This window comes from Streptomyces sp. SP17BM10 (assembly GCF_036322405.1).
Classification (GTDB): domain Bacteria; phylum Actinomycetota; class Actinomycetes; order Streptomycetales; family Streptomycetaceae; genus Kitasatospora.
On the sequence record NZ_JAQYXB010000588.1, the window covers coordinates 1 to 16,827 of the forward strand.

13 protein-coding genes are annotated in these 16,827 nt (G+C 74.9%); 8 read left to right on the forward strand and 5 right to left on the reverse strand.

Annotated elements, in window-relative coordinates; translation table 11 throughout:
• Both PUR71_RS18845 and PUR71_RS18850 read right to left on the reverse strand, forming a co-directional pair.
• A partial coding sequence (locus tag PUR71_RS18845) for a putative Ig domain-containing protein (protein WP_329928197.1) occupies window positions 1-1,245 on the reverse strand: 1,245 nt, incomplete at its 3' end.
• Between the two features lie 138 nt (window positions 1,246-1,383).
• Window positions 1,384-2,325 carry a hypothetical protein gene (locus PUR71_RS18850; RefSeq protein WP_329928198.1) on the reverse strand — a complete coding sequence of 314 codons (942 nt, stop codon included), beginning with the start codon at window positions 2,323-2,325 and terminating at the stop codon, window positions 1,384-1,386.
• Between the two features lie 173 nt (window positions 2,326-2,498).
• On the opposite strand from PUR71_RS18850, the gene PUR71_RS18855 reads away from it, so the two are divergent.
• Together PUR71_RS18855 and PUR71_RS18860 are read left to right on the forward strand one after the other, a co-directional pair.
• Window positions 2,499-3,620, forward strand: a complete 1,122-nt coding sequence (locus PUR71_RS18855; RefSeq protein WP_329928199.1) for an alpha/beta hydrolase — start codon at window positions 2,499-2,501, stop codon at window positions 3,618-3,620.
• A 108-nt stretch (window positions 3,621-3,728) separates the two neighbouring features.
• Window positions 3,729-6,185, forward strand: coding sequence for a glycosyltransferase family 39 protein (locus PUR71_RS18860; protein WP_329928200.1), 2,457 nt, complete (start codon window positions 3,729-3,731; stop codon window positions 6,183-6,185).
• 116 nt (window positions 6,186-6,301) lie between these two features.
• Here the strand turns inward: PUR71_RS18860 and PUR71_RS18865 are convergent, their stop codons facing one another.
• Window positions 6,302-7,918 (reverse strand): alpha/beta hydrolase, encoded by a 1,617-nt coding sequence (locus PUR71_RS18865; protein WP_329928201.1) that lies wholly within the window; start codon window positions 7,916-7,918, stop codon window positions 6,302-6,304.
• Between the two features lie 97 nt (window positions 7,919-8,015).
• Between PUR71_RS18865 and PUR71_RS18870 the strand changes: the two genes are divergently transcribed.
• On the forward strand, window positions 8,016-8,159 hold the full coding sequence (locus PUR71_RS18870; RefSeq protein ID WP_329928202.1) for a hypothetical protein: 144 nt from the start codon (window positions 8,016-8,018) through the stop codon (window positions 8,157-8,159).
• On the opposite strand, the gene moaA is transcribed toward PUR71_RS18870, so the two are convergent.
• Entirely contained in the window at window positions 8,156-9,151 is a 996-nt protein-coding gene (gene moaA, locus PUR71_RS18875) for a GTP 3',8-cyclase MoaA (protein WP_329928203.1), read from the reverse strand. The genes PUR71_RS18870 and moaA overlap by 4 nt on opposite strands.
• A 145-nt stretch (window positions 9,152-9,296) precedes the next feature.
• On the opposite strand from moaA, the gene PUR71_RS18880 reads away from it, so the two are divergent.
• The 5 genes from PUR71_RS18880 to PUR71_RS18900 all read left to right on the forward strand — a co-directional run bounded on the left by PUR71_RS18880 (window position 9,297) and on the right by PUR71_RS18900 (window position 14,270).
• Window positions 9,297-9,908: a nucleotidyltransferase family protein gene (locus PUR71_RS18880; RefSeq protein WP_329928204.1), complete on the forward strand. Its 612-nt coding sequence runs from the start codon at window positions 9,297-9,299 to the stop codon at window positions 9,906-9,908.
• 175 nt (window positions 9,909-10,083) lie between these two features.
• On the forward strand, window positions 10,084-10,935 hold the full coding sequence (locus tag PUR71_RS18885; protein WP_329928205.1) for a hypothetical protein: 852 nt from the start codon (window positions 10,084-10,086) through the stop codon (window positions 10,933-10,935).
• Between the two features lie 122 nt (window positions 10,936-11,057).
• Window positions 11,058-11,933: a hypothetical protein gene (locus PUR71_RS18890; protein WP_329928206.1), complete on the forward strand. Its 876-nt coding sequence runs from the start codon at window positions 11,058-11,060 to the stop codon at window positions 11,931-11,933.
• Window positions 11,934-12,109: 176 nt separating this feature from the next.
• The gene (locus PUR71_RS18895) at window positions 12,110-13,012 is read left to right on the forward strand and encodes a (2Fe-2S)-binding protein (protein ID WP_329928207.1); all 903 of its coding nucleotides are present in this window, start codon (window positions 12,110-12,112) and stop codon (window positions 13,010-13,012) included.
• A gap of 214 nt (window positions 13,013-13,226) precedes the next feature.
• Entirely contained in the window at window positions 13,227-14,270 is a 1,044-nt protein-coding gene (locus PUR71_RS18900; RefSeq protein ID WP_329928208.1) for a DUF2637 domain-containing protein, read from the forward strand.
• Between the two features lie 15 nt (window positions 14,271-14,285).
• Here PUR71_RS18900 and PUR71_RS18905 read toward each other — a convergent pair whose 3' ends face one another.
• Entirely contained in the window at window positions 14,286-16,562 is a 2,277-nt protein-coding gene (locus PUR71_RS18905; protein WP_329928209.1) for an ATP-binding SpoIIE family protein phosphatase, read from the reverse strand.
• Between the last annotated feature and the right edge of the window lie 265 nt (window positions 16,563-16,827).

Here is a 16,827-nt window from a genome sequence, read left to right on the forward strand (position 1 = left end):
CGTCGAGCCGTAGCCGTCCAGCCACGCCTTCCAGCTGCCGCCGTGCGCCGCCTGCGACGCGCTGTTGTCGACCACGCCGCTCGACGCCGTCCACGGCGACGCCGAGCCCGTCTCGAAGCCCGCGTTGCCCAGCAGCTGCGTCGACGTGCAGCCGCCGCTCGTGCTCGCGACCGTCCAGTTGAAGCTGGTCGTCGCGCTCGCCCCGGTGGCGTCGGTGACGGTGACCGTCACGGCCGACGTCCCGATCGTGCTCACCGTGCCGGAGATCAGCCCGGTCGAGGAGTTGATCGACAGGCCGGCCGGCAGCCCGGTGGCGGAGTACGACAGCGGCGCGGTGCCGCCGGAGGCCCGGAGCTGGAGGCTCACCGAGCCGTTGACGGTGGTCGACTGGTCACCGGGGCTGCTCACCGACACGGCGCTGCCGCCGCCCGGCTTGGTCAGCAGGCAGCCGGCGACGTTCAGGTCGATGGCCCGGCCCGCGCCGAGGCAGGTGGTGAACCAGTAGGTCTCCTCGCCGTAGCTCTGGCCCTTGGTGGCCGTGGTGCTGCCGTCGGCGGCGACCTCGCACGGGTTGTTGAGGGTGCACATCTGGCCGTCGTCGTTGCCGGTGTTGTTGATGCCGACGATCCGCCCGCTCGCGGTGTCGATGATCGGCGAGCCCGAGGTGCCGTGGGTGGTGTTGCAGCCGGAGCTGTAGCGCAGCGAGTCGTGCCAGCTCCACTGGTCCTCGCGCAGGGTAGGCACGAACCCGTTGATCGAGCAGTTCCAGACCTGCTTCCAGTACGACGAGGGTATGTACATCGCCGCGCCGTCGACCGGGTGGGCGTCGTTGATCGTGAGCGCGGTGGCGCCGGTGCGGCTCTTGATCGCGCCGTAGGTGTCGGTGAGTTCGTAGAGCGCGACGTCGGTGCCGGTCATCGTCGCGTACAGCACCTTGTCGGCCTGGACGGTGCCGAGGCTGTTGCCGGCGCCGTCGAGCAGGGTGCCGCTGCGGCTGGCGGCGGCGTTCTGGATCACCTGCCCGGCGTCCGGCATGGTCGGCAGGCAGTGGCCGTTGGTGAGCATGAGCGCGCGGTCGCCGTCCACCGACGCGGGGTAACGGACCAGCGAAGCCGAGCAGTTGCTGAGCGCGATGGTCGACGTGAGGTCGGCCGCCTGGACGGCCTGCGCGGGAGCGGCGGCGAGGGTCAGCCCGCCCGCGACGACGGCACCCGCGCCGGCCACGGCGACAAGTCTCTTGAACATGGCTCTCCTTGTGGGGGATCGCGGGGTGCCCGACTGGTCGCCGAGGCCCGCGCCGCACGAAAGTGCCATGGCCACTTCAACCGGTCAACCGTTCGGACCGAATTGGCCGGACGAATGGCCGACGGAACGCCAGAACGGCTACGGCTGAGGGAAGTTCTGCTGGTCCACGTCCTCGGTCTTGGCGTTGCCGCCGACCACCGGCTTCAGGGTGATCGACCACGAGGTGGCGGTGCGCCCGGTCTCGAAGGCCAGCGTGTCCTGGAACTTGGTGAACCGGCAGTTCTGCGTGAACGCCTTCGCGTCGCCGTCCCAGTCCGCCCCGCCCGAGAAGTAGACCTCGTACGTCCCGTCCTGGACGCCCTCGATGCTCGCGTTCGAGCCCTTGGCGACGTACACCGAGTTGACCGCCTTGCCGTCCAGGGCGAGCGTGACGACGGCGTCCGACGAGCCGCCGTTGTCGACCTTGAACACGCCCTCGCCGTTCAGCCGCCCCTTGCGGACCATCGTGCCGTTGTCGAGCGAACGGTTCTGCGCGGCCGGCAGCTGCGGGACGGCGAAGGTGGTCGGGTACCCGGCCGTCGCCATCGTGCCGAGCGCGGTGGTGACCGCCTTCAGGCCCGCCGCCTGGCCCACCTCCGCCAGACCGGCGCTGAGCCCGCACACGGTCCTGTGCTTGATGTCGCCCTGCACCTTCGTCATGTCGGTGCCGAGCTGGGTGAGGGCGGAGGCGAGGTCGCTCTGGGTGATCCCGACCTCGGGCGGCTGGTCGGCCGTGCGCAGCTTGAGGCTCCCGGTCCTGGCGCTGGTCGCGATCTCGGCCAGGACGGTGTCGAGGTCGGCGAGGGTCTTGGCCGTGGTCACCTTCCCGAGCGCCGTGGTGACCGGGTCGACGGCGCCGGTGAGCACGGGGCCGTACGGGGGCCGGGTCGGCGTCGGCGGGGGCGTGTACGTCGGCACCGTGGCCCTGGCGGAGGCGCCGGACGGCGCCGGACCGGCGTTCGAACCACCTCCGCCGCTCGAACAGGCCGCCAGCAGCAGCACCGATCCGACGGCCAGACCGGCCTTGGTGATGGACCCCATGAACCCCGCCCCCACGTGTCGTCCCCCGCACGCGCCGCGCACACGATGTGCACGCATCCCGCCGAACATCGTCCCGGAGCGTGCGCGGCAAGGTCAACAGGGCGCATAAGGGGCGTACGGGCGCGCGCGAGGGGCGCGCGGGGCGCCGGTGGCGGTCAACTACCATCGGGCCCGTGCTCAGTCTCACCGGCCTCCCCCTCCAGATCGTCGCGTCCGTGATCGCGATCGCCGTCTTCGCCGCCACCATGTGGCTGTGGCCGAGATTCGGCGGACGGACCTGGAAGTCCTGGCTCGGCCGGATCGGCGCCTTCCTCGCGACCCAGATCACGGTGCTGGTCGCCATGGGCCTGGTCGCCAACAGCTACTTCGGCTTCTACAGCTCGTGGACCGACCTGCTCGGCACCAGCGGCAAGAACGGCACGGTGGTCGACCACACGCCCAACGCCTCCGGCGTGGCCGTGACCGGCGAGCAGAGGTTCTACTCGGCCCAGGGCTCGGACCCCGAGCGCTCCGGCCTGATCCAGAAGGTCGACGTCAAAGGAGCCGGCAGCGGCCTGACCAGCGAGGCCTACGTCTACCTGCCGCCGCAGTACTTCCAGCCGGACTACGCCAAGCAGCGCTTCCCGATGGCGCTGGTCCTCACCGGCTACCCGGGCACCCCGGAGAAGCTGATCTCCCTCATGCAGTACCCGGCGTCCACCCTCGACGCGATCACCCAGAAGAAGCTGCCGCCGACCATCCTGGTGATGACCAGGCCCACCCTCGTCGGCAACCGGGACACCGAGTGCGTCGACGTGCCGAACGGCCCCCAGGTGGAGACCTTCTTCACCACCGACCTGCCCAAGGCCCTCGCCACCACCTACCGGATCGGCACCGCCCCGGACAACCGGGCCGTGATCGGCAACTCCACCGGCGGCTACTGCGCGCTCAAGTTCGCCCTGCGCAAGCCCGACTCCTACCACGCGGCGATCGCGCTCTCCGGTTACTACAGCGCGGCCCACGACGAGACCACCGGCGACCTGTTCGGCGGCAACGACAAGCTGAAGCAGGAGAACGACCTCCTGTGGCGGCTGAAGAACCAGCCGCCCGCCCCGGTCTCGCTGCTGCTGACGACCGCCTACGACGAGAACAACTACGGCGAGACCCAGGCCATGGTGGGCGCCTTCAAGGCCCCGACCACGGTGTCCACGATCACCCTGGACACCGCCGGCCACAACTTCCACACCTGGACCCGCGAGATCCCCCCGGCCCTGGAGTGGCTCGGAAAGCACCTGGTCATGCCGCAGTCCGCCTGAGCCGACGGGCCCCGGCCGAAGGCCCGCGGAGGAGGGGCGGCGAAGATCACACCCGGCTCCAAGCCCCGTCTCACGGTTCTCTCAGGCGCGCCACGCACCGTATCGCCCATGACCACGACCAGCTACACCCAGCCGGCCGGCGAACCGTGGCCCGAGGCCGCGGACTTCCCGCCGCCGGAGGTGCCCCAGCCGGCCCCCGCCCCGGTCCTGGCACCGCTCTTCCCCGAGCAGCCCCTGCCGCCGGCCGGTCCCACGGGCCCGGCCTCCTGGTCGGGCCGACTGCGGACCCTCCCCACCCGCGCATGGCGCGGCCGCGCCGACGACCCGCGGTGGGTGCGCCCGGCCCTCCTCGGCCTGATGGCCGCCACCGCCGTCCTCTACCTGTGGGACCTCAGCGCCTCCGGCTGGGCCAACGCCTTCTACTCCGCGGCCGTCCAGGCGGGCAGCCAGAGCTGGAAGGCGTTCTTCTTCGGCTCCTCGGACGCCTCGAACTTCATCACGGTCGACAAGCCCCCGGCGTCGCTGTGGCCGATGGCCCTGTCCGCGCGGATCTTCGGCCTCTCGTCGTGGTCCCTCCTCGCCCCCCAGGCGCTCATGGGCGCCGCCACCGTCGGCGTCCTGTACGCGGCGGTGCGCCGCCGCTTCTCCCCGCTCGGCGGCCTGCTCGCCGGCGCCGCGTTCGCCCTCACCCCCGTCGCGGCGCTGATGTTCCGCTTCAACAACCCGGACGCGCTGCTCGTCCTGCTGCTCACCGTCAGCGCGTACGGGCTGATCCGCGCGATCGAGACGGCGAGCACCCGGTGGCTGCTGTTCACCGGCGCCGTGTTCGGCTTCGCGTTCCTCACCAAGACCCTCGCGGCGTTCCTGATCCTGCCCGCCTTCGCGGTGGTCTACCTCGTCGTGGCGCCCACCGGCCTGTGGCGGCGGGTGCGCCAGACGCTGCTCGCGGGCGTCGCGGTGGTCGTCGCCGGCGGCTGGTGGGTCGCGGTCGTCGAGCTGCTGCCCGCCTCCGCCCGCCCGTACGTCGGCGGCTCGCAGGACAACAGCTTCCTGTCGCTCACCTTCGGCTACAACGGCCTGGGCCGGGTCGACGGGAACGAGCGCGGCAGCGTGGGCGGCGGCGGTCGCCTCCCCGCCGGGCTCGACCTGCCGGCCGGCGCGGCGCAGGGGATGCGCAACCGCGGCTGGGGCCAGACCGGCATCACCCGCCTGTTCGGCAGCGACATCGGCGGCCAGATCGCCTGGCTCCTGCCGGCCGCGCTGATCCTGCTGGTGGTCGCGCTCTGGGCGACCCGCCGCCACGCCCGCACCGACACCGCCCGCGCGGCGTTCCTGGTCTGGGGCGGGTGGCTGATCTCCACCGCGCTGATCTTCAGCTTCATGTCCGGGATCTTCCACCAGTACTACACCGTGGCGCTCGCCCCGGCCGTCGCCGCGCTGGTCGGCATGGGCGTGGACGGGCTGTGGCGGGCGCGCCACCGCCTGCCGTACGCGCTGGCCCTCGCGGGCACCCTCGCGACGACGGCGGTGTGGGCGTTCGTCCTGCTCGGCCGCAGCCCCGGCTTCCTGCCGTGGCTTCGCTGGGCGGTCCTGGCCGCCGGGCTCGTGGCGGCCGCCGCGCTGGTGGCCGGGCAGTTCGCGGGGCGGACCTCCGGGCGCACCGGGGCGCGGATCGCCTCGGTGGCGGGCCTGGTGGGCCTCGCGGCGGCGCTCGGCGGTCCGGCCGCGTACGCGGTGGACACCGTCGGCACGGCGCACAACGGCTCGATCATCACGGCCGGACCGTCCGTCAAGGGCGCGTTCGGGCCGGGCTCTTTCGGCAAGGGCGGCCGGGGCGGCAAGGGCGCCACCGGCAGGGGCTTCGGCGGGCAGGTCCCCGGCGGGCAGGGCGGCCAGGGCTTCCCGGGCGGCCAGGGCGGCCAGGGCGGTCAGGGCGGCTTCCCCGGCGGCAGGGCCCCGCACGGCCAGAACGGCGGGGGCTTCCCGGGCGGCTTCGGCGGCGGCCAGGGCGGCTTCCCGGGAGCCGTCACCGGCGACGGCAGCGGCACCGGCGGCCGCCACGAGCGCGGCAACGGCACGGGCGACGGCACCACCGGCACGCCCGGCAACGGCAACGGCGCCGCGGGCATGCCCGGCGCGGGCGGCCCCGAGGGCGCGGGCGGCGCGGGCGGCATGATGGGCGGCCTGCTCGGGGGCACCAAGGTCAGCGACGAGGCCGCCGCCCTGCTGGAGCAGGACGCCGACCACTACACCTGGGCCGCCGCGACCACCGGCTCCCAGAACGCCGCGAGCTACCAGCTCGCCACCGGCAAGCCGGTGATGGCCCTCGGCGGCTTCAACGGCACCGACCCGTCGCTGAGCCTGGCCGGCTTCCAGAAGTACGTCCAGGAGGGCAAGATCCACTGGTACGTCGCCGGCGGTTCGCACCGCGGCTTCGGCGGCGGCGACGACAACGGGCAGCAGAACGAGAGCGCCCAGATCGAGGCGTGGGTGACCGCGCACTTCACCGCGAAGACGGTGGGCGGCGCCACGTTCTACGACCTGACCGTCACGCCCTCCTCCTGACCCGCACGAACCCCGAGGGGGCGCACCGCGACCCCGCGGTGCGCCCCCTCGGCGCGTCGGCGGCCGGCCGGCGGTGCGCCCCCTCGGCGCGTCGGCGGCCGGCCGCCGGACGGCCGTCAGTCCGTCGAGCAGTGCGTGCCCGCCTCCGGCAGCCGTCCGTCCAGCAGGTACGCCGTGGCCGCGGCGCGCACGCAGCTGCTCTTGTCGTACGCGGTGTGCCCGTCGCCCTCGCGCGTCAGCAGCACGCCGCGCTCGAAGCCGGCCGCCATCCGCTGGGCCCACGGGTAGGGCGTGACCGGGTCGCCGGTGGAGCCGACCACCAGGAGCGGGGCGCTGCCCGCCGCCTGCACCGTGTGCGGCTGTTCGGTCGAACGGTAGGGCCACGGGCGGCAGTCGGGGTCGAGCAGGGTGGCCCGGGTGTCGTGCGAGCCGGTCAGCGGGGCGCGGGCGGCGAGGTCGTCGAGCGCCTCGCGCAGGTCCGCGTCGGTGGGCGCCAGCGGGGCGTCGGCGCAGTGGATCGCGGCGTACGCGTCGGCGGGCGTCTCGAAGTGGCCGTCCTCGTCGCGGCCGGTGTTGTTGTCGGCGAGCTTGAGCAGTTCGTCGCCGTCGGCGCGGGTGATCGCCGGTTCGACGGCCGCGCGCAGGCGCTCCCACGAACGGTGGCCGTCGTAGAGGACGTTGAGGACGCCGGTCCACCCGAGGGTCGCGGTGACCGGCCGCCCGCTGGAGGTGTTCAGCGGGTGCTTCTTGAGGCCGTCGAGGAACGTGGCGAGCCGCTTGGGGGCGGTGGCCGGGTCGGTGCCGAGCGGGCAGGAGTCCTCGGTGGAGGCGCAGTCGGCGGCGAACGCGGTGAACTCGGTCTCGGTGGCCGCGGCCTGCTCGCCGTTCATGTGCAGGAGATCGGTGCTGCGCTCGACGGCGCCGTCCAGGACGAGCCGGCCGGTGCGCTCGGGGAACTCCTCGGCGTACAGGGCGCCGAGGTAGGTGCCGTAGGACAGGCCGAGGAAGTCGAGCTTGCGGTCGCCGAGGGCGCTGCGCAGCACGTCCATGTCGCGGGCGCTGTTGCGGGTGCCGACGAAGGGGAGCACCTTGGCGTACTTGGCCCGGCAGGCGTCGGCGAGCACCTGGCCGTGGTCGTAGGACGGGTCGTCGGTGCTGGTCCACTCGTCGCGGGTGCTGTCGTCGAGGCACGTGACGGGGATCGTCCGCCCGGCGCCGCGCGGGTCGAAGCCGACCAGGTCGAAGTGGTCGTGCAGCGCCGAGTCGAAGCTCCGCCAGCCCCACTGGACCTGGGAGACGCCGGAGTTGCCGGGGCCGCCGGGGTTGAGCACGAGCGAGCCGCGGCGGTGGGAGGGGTCGGCGGCGGGCACGCGGGCGAGGGCGACGTCGATGGTCTCGCCGCCGGGGTCGGCGTAGTCGAGCGGCACCTTGAGGACGGCGCACTGCACGACCGTCTCCTCCGGGTCGGCGTTGGCGTCGTCGTTGCAGGGTGCCCAGGCGATCCGCTGGTCGTAGAGGGCGCGCAGGGCCGGGGAGGCGGTGTCGGAGACCCGTTCGGCGATCGGCGCGCGCGGGACGGCGCCCGCGGCGCCGCGCGGGGCGGCGGGGCCGGTGCAGCCCGCGGGCAGCGCGACGGCGAGGACGGCGGCGAGGACGGGCAGGGCGCGCCGCGAGTACCGGGGGATCATCGAGTCCACCGCCCACGAATACCACCTGGCCGGTGCTCCGGTCACGCCAGGGACCTGCTAGGACGGCGAATCAGGGGTTCACCGGGCGGCACACCGTTCGAGCGTGGTTCTCTTGTCCGCTTCGGTGACCGGGAGTTGGTGCGTGAGCGACACCCGGGCGAACCGCACCGCGTACGCGCGGACGATCCCGGTGCCGACGGGCAGCCACGCGGCCGGGCCGCGGTCGCCCTCGGAGGCGTTCCGGGAGCGGTACCGACCGCCACCGGCCGCGGCCGACGGCCGCTAACCGCCGATCGCGGACATCGGGCGCTCCGGGCGCACGAAGCCGTCGGAGTTGATCGCGTGCCCGGGCCCCTTGCCGCCGATGGTGGCGCGCCAGGCCGCCTCCACCGCGTCGTCGTCGGCGCCGCCGCGCAGGAGGGCGCGCAGGTCCGACTCCTCGGTCGCGAACAGGCAGTTGCGCAACTGCCCGTCCGCGGTGAGGCGGACCCGGTCGCAGCCGCCGCAGAACGGGCGGGTGACGGAGGCGATCACGCCGATCACCGTGTCGGTGCCGGCGATGCGCCACTCCTCGGCCGGGGCGTTGCCGTGCCGGCCGACCGGGACGAGGTCCCAGCGGGCCCCGAGGACGGCGAGGATCTCGTCCGCGGTGACCATCGTCGAGCGGTCCCAGGCGCCCTGCGCGTCCAGCGGCATGGACTCGATGAACCGCATCCGGTAGCCGTGCTCCGCGGCGAACTCGGCGAGCGGCACGATCTCGTCGTCGTTGACGCCGCGCACCGGCACGGCGTTGACCTTCACCGGCGCGAGGCCCGCGGCCTGCGCGGCGGCCAGGCCCGCGAACACGTCGGCGATCCGGTCCCGGCGGGTGATCGCCGCGTAGCGCTCGGGCCGCAGGGTGTCCAGGCTGACGTTCACCCGGTGCAGTCCGGCCTCCCGCAGCGCGACGGCGGTGCGGGCGAGCCCGATGCCGTTGGTCGTCAGCGACACCTCCGGACCGAGCGCGGTGATCCGCCCGACCAGGTCCGGCAGGCCGCGGCGCAGCAGCGGCTCGCCGCCGGTGAGCCGCACCGACGTGATGCCGAGCCGCCCGACGGCGATCCGCACCAGCCGCAGCACCTCGTCGTCGCCGAGCACCTCGGCCTTGGGCAACCAGTTCAGGCCTTCGGCCGGCATGCAGTACGTGCAGCGCAGGTTGCAGCGGTCGGTGAGCGAGACCCGCAGGTCGGTGTGGACCCGGCCGAAGCGGTCCAGCAGCGGGCGCGGTGCGGTGTTCATCAGCCAAGTACAGGGGCAGGCGGTCCGCACCGCCAGCGGCCGAACCGCCGGGGACCGGCCACGACCTGCGGCTTCGCCTTGTGGATTCGTACAACTGTGGGTTCCCACGGTGCGCGGCGGCGCCCCGGGCGGGCAGGCTGGGCCCATGCAGATCACTCCCGGGCCACCCGCGCCCGTCGCCGCGCTCGTGCTCGCCGCCGGCGGGGGCCGCCGGCTCGGCGGGCGGCCCAAGGCGCTGATCCGCTACGGCGGTCGGCCGCTGGTCGAGCACGCGGTGGCCGTCGTGCGGGCCGGCGGGTGCGCGGACGTGACGGTGGTGGTGGGCGCCGAGGGCGAGAAGGTCCGCGCCACCGCCCACCTGCCGGGCTGCCGCCTGGTCACCAACCCGGACTGGGCGGGCGGCATGGGCTCCTCGCTGCGGGCCGGCCTGGCCGCGCTCGCCCCGGGCGCGTCCGCGGTGCTGGTGATGCTCGTCGACACCCCGGGCGTCACCCCGGCCGCGGTGGCCCGGCTGCTGGCCGCGCACCGGGCGGGCGCCGACCTCGCCGCGGCGGCCTACCACGGGCGGCGCGGGCACCCGGTGCTGATCGGCGCCCGGCACTTCACGGAGGCCGCCGCGGGCGCGACCGGCGACGCGGGAGCCCGCGCACTCCTGACGGCGCGCGCGGACGAGATCGCGCTCGTCGAGTGCGCCGACGTCGCCGTCCCGGACGACCTCGACACCCCGGCCGACCTGGCCCGCTGGTCCACCGGGTGACCATCCGCCCGGCGCGCACCACCCGTCCGCGCCGCCCCACCGCGCGCTCCGCACACCGACCGGCCGCACACCCCTGATCTCTCCCTGAGGATTGCCCCATTCCGCGCCCATCGGCCCCGGTTTCAGGGAGCATGGGAGGCGTCCTCCCACCCGACTCGAACGGACGGAGCCCGAGATGGCCGGACTGCCCGACGACTTCACCGGACACGACCCCGCGCGACACGGGCCGGGGGCGGGCGGTGGCGGCCGGGCGATCCGCTGCCCCGCCTGCCGCCGCGAACACCTCTACGAACCGCCCTCGCTGCCCTGCCCCTGCGGCGCCTCCCTGAAGGTGCCGCTGCTGCGCGGCGGCGTGCCCGTGCAGGTGCGCTTCCGCTCCTGGGAGGACTCCTGGCTGAGCATGCGCTGCCCGCACTGCGGCCGCTCCGACCAGTGGCCGCAGCCCGAGTTCACCTGCAACTGCGGCGCCACCGTCCGCCTGCCGGTGGACCGCACCACCCGCCTCGGCGGCGGCACCGCCGCCCCGCTCGGCGGCGCCGGACCGCAGCCCGCCCGCCCCTACCCCGCGCACCCGCTGAACGCCCCGGTGCCCGCCCCGCCCGGCGGCAGCGGCGGCCAGGCCAAGCCCTTCCGCCACCGCGCGCCCTTCCGCCCCCACCCGGTGCGCACCTCCCAGGACGCCGTGTTCACCGCCGCCCGCTACCTGGAGTGGCTCGGCTTCGACGACCTGGAGCTGACGGAGGCCCAGGAGCGCGACGGCGTCACCCTGCTGGGCAGCAGGATGGTCGCCCAGGTCGACACCTGGACCGAGCCCGCCGACGTCAAGTCGGTGGAGTGCCTGTGGCTGCAGACCCTGCACGCCGAGGAGATGGCCGCCGCGATGTTCACCCTCGCCGGCTACTCCCACCAGGCCACCGTCCGCGGCGAGCAACTGCTGGTCGCCCTGTTCAGCCTGGACCTCGCCGGTGTCCCGCAGCCCGCCAACGGCGCCGCCGAGGCGCTGATGGAGACCGGCTGGACCTCCTGACACCACACGCCCCACTGGATCGATTCCTCCGCGGACGCAACAACCTGCGCTCGTGATCTGGTGCACAAGCTCACCCGCGTGTTGAATTGCCGCCACAGCGCGGGCCTGTGGGCGCCGTGCCGATGCTGGATGGCGCACACAAGGAGGTGGCGTTGTCGGAGCACGGATGGGGCCCGAGCGGCCCGGACGGGCGGGGGCGGCCGGCGGCGCCGGAGGAGCCGGGGGACACGGTGTGGCGACTGCGGTCCCGGGGGTGCTGGCAGGAGGCCGCCGACGTGCTGCGACCGGCCGCCGACCACGATCCGGCGCTCGCCCTCGGGCGCGCCGAACTCCTCATCGAGCGCTGCCTGTTCACCGCCGCGCACTGGACCCAGGCGGAGCAGGCGCTGCGCCTGGCCGAGGCCGTCGTGACCACCACCGAGCAGCGCGCGGCCGCCGCCTGCGCCCGCGGCTTCCTGGCCTACCTCGCCAGCGTGCTCGGTCCCCGCGACCGGCTCGACGAGGCGCAGGCCGCGTTCGGCCGCAGCTCGGCGCTGCTCCCACCGGACGCCCCCGGGCGCCCGCTGCTGGACTTCCGTCGCGGCCTGGTCGCGGAGAACCTCCTGCGCGACCGCGGCGCCGCCCGGATCGCCTACCGCAGGGCGCACGACGGAGCCGCCGAGCGCGGCGACGAACTGCTGCGCTCCTACACCTGGCGCCACCTCGCCGCGCTGGCGCTCGCACGCGGGGACCACGGCCACGCCCGCGAGGGCTTCGACGCCTCGCTGCGGCTGCGCGAGCAACTCGGCTTCACCGTGGGCGTCGCACCGGCGCTCGCCGCGCTCGCCGAGGTGACGGAACCGGCCGAGGCGGCCCGGCTGCGCGCCGAGGCCGCCCGGCTCGTCCAGGCCCTGGGAGGCGTGCCGGTGTGGCTCGCGCGCCAGCTGGGCGCGGGCCGCGCTCCGGCGCCTCCCCCGGACGGACGCATCGGACAGGAGACCGGGGGCAGCATCAGCTAAGGTGAGCCTAACCTGTCCGGGGAGAGCAGCGCCCCGGGCGGGTTCGCCTTGCCGCTCCCGGGCACCGCCATGCCCCGGCCCGGCGCGGGCGCGCGCCGGGGGCTCCCGCCCAGCGGTCCGGCAGGCCCCGCCGTGCCACCAGCCGGCGGGCCCGGACGACCCGATGGGGCCCGCCCATGACCGCGACCAGCGCCACCGCGAGCAGCACCCGGCCCGGCCCCGCGCCGCGCGCCCCGCACACCACCACCCCCGACCCTGCCGCCCCCTGCACCGCCGCCTACGGCCGACTCGCCGTCCTCCTCCCCGTCCTGCGCGTGCACTGCGCCCCGCCCCGGCGCGGACGCGGCTGGATCCCCGCCGCCGACCTCGCCGACCACCCCGCGGCCGTCCACGACCTGATCGCCCACGACGCCCACCAGGGCCTCGCCCGCTACGGGCGGCCGCTGCGCCCGGACGTCGCCGCCGGCTTCGCCCTGCACCGCTTCGTCTGGCCCGCCGCGCTGCTGTTCACCGCGCCGTGGTTCCTGGAGCGGCGCGTCCCCCTGCTCGACCCGGCCGACGTCTCGCTGCGCCGCCGCACCGGCGAGGTGACGGTCCGTCCGGGCGCCTTCGCCTGCCTGCCGGACGACCCGGCCGCCGGCCTGCCGCAGGCCCGTCCGGTGCCGGGCGGGGCCGCGCTGGCCGCCGAACTCCGGCGGGCGATGGGCGGGTTCCTCGCGCCCGTGCTGGCCGCGTTCCGCCCCGAGGTGCGGCGCGGACCGCGCGTGCTGTGGGCGATGGCCACCGACGCGGCGGTCGAGGGGCTCTGGTACGTCGCCGGGCTGCTCGGCGAGGAGGAGCGGGCGCGGGCCGAGCTGACGGCCCTGCTGGACCCGGCCGCCCCGGCGTGCGCGGCCGGCGCGTCCGGCACCCCCGCCCCGGGTCCGCACCCCTTCACCCCGGGCGCGGGCTTCGGCCCGCGGGGCGGCCGCCCCGGCGGTCCTTCGGGTACCGACCGGGCCCGCGCCAGTTGCTGCCTCGTCTACACCGCCGAGCCCGCGGCGATGTGCGGCGGCTGCCCGCGCGTCACGCGGAATTGACGAAAGGACGTGCGAGCGGGAATCCGGAAAGCCCGGAATTCCGGCAATCGTCCGCCGGGTATTGATACGAAAATGCGATTGAGCCGGGGTCAGAAATCCCTCTACTCAGCGCATTGACGGCGAATCGGCCATTCCTCCGGCGAGCATCCGTCATGATGGTCCCCGCCATCACGACGCAGGAACGCGACGCAGGAAAGCGAGGCTGGTCCCGGCGATGAAATTGTCCGACATACCGCTCGGCTGGGCCGTCACCGGAGGCGTAGGGCTGCTGGTCAGCGCGCTCCTCGTGGCCCTGGCCCGGAGCCGGGGATCCGCCGCCGCGGGCGCGGATACCTGGGAGCGTTCCGAGGAACGGCGCCGCCGCAAGGAATCCCTGTACGGGGGTGCCTCCTACACGCTGCTGTTCTGCTGCGCCGCCGTCGCCGCCGCGCTCTCCTTCCACGGCCTGGTCGGCTTCGGGGTGCAGAACCTGAACCTCTCCGGCGGCTGGGAGTTCCTGGTGCCGTTCGGGCTCGACGGCGCGGCGATGTTCTGCTCGGTGCTCGCCGTCCGCGAGGCCAGCCACGGCGACGCCGCCCTCGGCTCGCGCCTGCTGGTGTGGCTGTTCGCCGGCGCCTCGGCCTGGTTCAACTGGGTGCACGCCCCGCGCGGATTCGGCCACGCCGGCGCACCGCAGTTCTTCTCCGGGATGTCGCTCTCGGCGGCCATCCTGTTCGACCGGGCGCTCAAGCAGACCCGCCGCGCCGCCCTGCGCGAGCAGGGGCTCGTCCCACGGCCGCTGCCGCAGATCCGCATCGTGCGCTGGCTGCGCGCGCCGCGCGAGACGTACGCGGCGTGGTCGCTGATGCTCCTGGAGGGCGTGCGCAGCCTCGACGAGGCGGTGGACGAGGTCCGCGAGGAGAAGCGGGAGCGGGCGGAGGAGAAGGAGCGCAGAAGGCTCGCCGGGCGCCGGGAGCGCGCGGAGATCCGGGCGATCAGCCGCAGCAACGGCACCTGGCGCGGCGCACGCGGCGGCGGCGCCCGGCAGTTGGAGTCCGCCGGCTCGGAGCCCGCCATAGCCGGCGGGCCCGGGACGGAGCGCTCCGCCGTCCTCCGCGAGGTCGAGGGCGCGGCCGCGGGCACCGTGGTGCAGCCCGGTCTCCCGGCCCGCCCCGAACGGCGCACCATCGACCTCACCGCCGACGAGGACACCGTGACGCTGCCCCGGCTGGACTCGCTGGAGCAGAAGCTCAAGGACCTCGAGCAGCAGTTCGGCTAGTGGTTCGGTGTCGAACTACGCCGCGGCGCCGCTGAGTTCGAACCACATGCGCTTGCCGGAGCCGCGCGGTTCGACGCCCCAGGAGTCCGCGAGCGCCTCCACGAGCATCAGGCCGCGGCCGGAGGAAGCCTGTTCGCCCGGGGTCCGGCGGGTCGGCCACAGGTCCGACTCGTCCTCCACCTCCACCCGCAGCCGGGCCCGGCCACCGTCGGAGACCGGCTCGCGGTAGAGGCGGGCGGTGAACATGGCGTCCCGGTCGGTGTGCCGGATGGCGTTGGTGACCAGCTCGGAGGAGAGCAGTTCGGCGGTGTCGATGAACTCGGCTACGCCCCAGCGGCGCAGCGCGTCGCGCAGTTCCGCCCGCACCTCGGCGACGCGGGCGAGGTCGGCCTGGCCGATCCGGCGGCGCAGCTGCTGGGCGGCCAGGCCGCCGGCCGGTCCGTCCCAGCGCAGGAGGAGCAGCGCTATGTCGTCCTCGCGCTCGCTGGAGTCGGCGGCCTGGGAGGCGATCCGGTCGGCGAGGTCCTCCAGCGGGTCGCGGAAGGCCTCCTCGGCGAGCGGGAGCGGCTCGGCGAGCGTCGCGGTGAGCCGGGCGACGCCCTCGTCCAGGTCCATGCCGCGGGACTCGACCAGGCCGTCGGTGCACAGCAGCACCGTCTCGCCGGGGTCGAGGCTGAAGCGGGTGACCCGGTACTCCTGGTCGGGGTCGATGCCGAGCGGCAGGCCGCCGGCCACCGGCACGGCCGCCGCGGTGCCGTCCGAGCGGCGCACCACGGGGTCGAGGTGGCCGGCCCGCACCGCGTAGACGACGCCGTAGTCGACGTTGACCTCGGCGTAGGTGCAGGTCGCGAAGTGGTCGGTGTCGAGGTCGGCGAGGAAGCGGGAGGCACGGGCCATCACGGCGGCCGGCGGGTGCCCCTCGGCGGCGTAGGCGCGCAGCGCGATCCGCAGCTGGCCCATGATCCCGGCGGCGTGCACGTCGTGGCCCTGGACGTCGCCGATCACCAGGCCGACGTGCCCGCCGGGCAGCGGCACGACGTCGTACCAGTCGCCGCCGATCTGCAGGCCGGAGCCGGCCGCCAGGTAGCGCACGGCCGTGGTGACGCCCGGGACGGACGGCACGGTGCGCGGCAGCATCACCCGCTGGAGGCCGGCCGCCAGCTCGTGCTCGGCGTCGTGCAGCCGGGCCCGGGCCAGCGACTGGGCGACCAGGCCGCCCAGCGTGGTCAGCAGGGTCCGCTCGTCGGCGTCCAGCTCGCGTTCGTCGTCGAAGCTGACCACGCACACGCCGATCGCCCGGCCGCTGGCCACCAGCGGCAGGTAGGCCCAGGAGCCGCGGCCGTTGCGGCTGGTCGGCTCCCACACCTCGGGGTAGGTCTCGCGGTACTCGTCGCGGGAGGAGACGAACACCGGCGCGCGGTGGCGCAGCGCCTCGGCGGCGGGGTGGCCGGCGGGCAGCAGCGTGCGGTCCCAGATGGTGAGTGCGCCGGGCCGGTAGCCGGAGGCGCCGAGGATCCGGGTGCGGCCGGCCTCGAAGGCGGCCAGCACCAGGCCGTCCGGCGGCAGCCCCGGCAGCGGCAGTTCGGTGAAGACCCGGGCGACGTCGCGGACGGTGACCGCCTCGGACAGCGCGCGGGCGGCCTCCTTGATGAAGCGGGAGCGCTCCTCGCGCAGCAGTGCGAGCCGGTCGGCGCGGTCGCGCTTGTGCAGTTCGACGGTGGCGTCCCAGACGAAGCCGACCATCCGGGAGGCGCGCCCGAAGGCGTCGGCGAGCACCCGGCCGCGGAAGCGCACGGCGCGCATGGTGCCGTTCGGCCCGACGGTGCGGTAGTAGGCGCCGCACTGGCCGAGCTCGGCGACCGCGCGCTCGACCCGGCGGCGCACCACGGGCGCGTCCTCGGGGTGGAGCAGGGCGAGGAAGGAGGCGGCGGTGCGGTCGAACGCGCCCTGGCCGACCTCGTCCAGGCCGATGATCGCGCAGGCGCGGGGGTCGCCCTCCAGCACGTCGCGGCGGATGTCCCAGTCGAAGGAGCCGATGCCGTTGGCGGCCATCGCGGGCTCCAGCCAGTCGGGCATGGCGTCGCCGGCGGTGGAGGGCAGCCCGCCGGGCAGCACCGGCGCCAGGCGGCCGGTGCCCGGGGCGGTGCGCAGCGGGCGTCGGCGCACGGCCTGGGCGGGCGGCTTGGCGCGGCCCGTGCCCGTGGTCGTGGGACCGGAGGAGCCGGCGGGCGGGTCGGCCGTGGACGCGCCGGGAGGGAGCGCCGGCCCCGGCGACTCGGGCTCAGTGGGCATGCTGCTCCTGCCGCTGCCGTGACGGACCCGCCGACCGTCCGGCCGGACCGCGTGGCGCTGTGATGGGTGGTGCTGGATCGGACGGTGCCGACCTGCGGCGGTCAGTCGAGGTACCGTCTCCCCGCTGCTCTCCGCACGTGGTCACACATTCCCACCATCCTGGCCAATGTTCGGGCCGGCGGCAATGGCAACGGGCCGGAAATCTTCTGTTCCGCCTTCTGTTCAGGGCGTCCTTCGATGACGAATGAACCGCACCCGAACCATT

Bases quoted from the DNA above. Each gene is read 5' to 3' on its own strand.
- PUR71_RS18860 (WP_329928200.1), top strand. From the start codon at position 3,729: ATGACCACGACCAGCTACACCCAGCCGGCCGGCGAACCGTGGCCCGAG.
- PUR71_RS18890 (WP_329928206.1), top strand. From the start codon at position 11,058: ATGCTGGATGGCGCACACAAGGAGGTGGCGTTGTCGGAGCACGGATGG.
- PUR71_RS18850 (WP_329928198.1), bottom strand. From the start codon at position 2,325: ATGGGGTCCATCACCAAGGCCGGTCTGGCCGTCGGATCGGTGCTGCTG.
- PUR71_RS18905 (WP_329928209.1), bottom strand. From the start codon at position 16,562: ATGCCCACTGAGCCCGAGTCGCCGGGGCCGGCGCTCCCTCCCGGCGCG.
- PUR71_RS18895 (WP_329928207.1), top strand. From the start codon at position 12,110: ATGACCGCGACCAGCGCCACCGCGAGCAGCACCCGGCCCGGCCCCGCG.
- PUR71_RS18880 (WP_329928204.1), top strand. From the start codon at position 9,297: ATGCAGATCACTCCCGGGCCACCCGCGCCCGTCGCCGCGCTCGTGCTC.
- PUR71_RS18885 (WP_329928205.1), top strand. From the start codon at position 10,084: ATGGCCGGACTGCCCGACGACTTCACCGGACACGACCCCGCGCGACAC.
- PUR71_RS18900 (WP_329928208.1), top strand. From the start codon at position 13,227: ATGAAATTGTCCGACATACCGCTCGGCTGGGCCGTCACCGGAGGCGTA.
- moaA (WP_329928203.1), bottom strand. From the start codon at position 9,151: ATGAACACCGCACCGCGCCCGCTGCTGGACCGCTTCGGCCGGGTCCAC.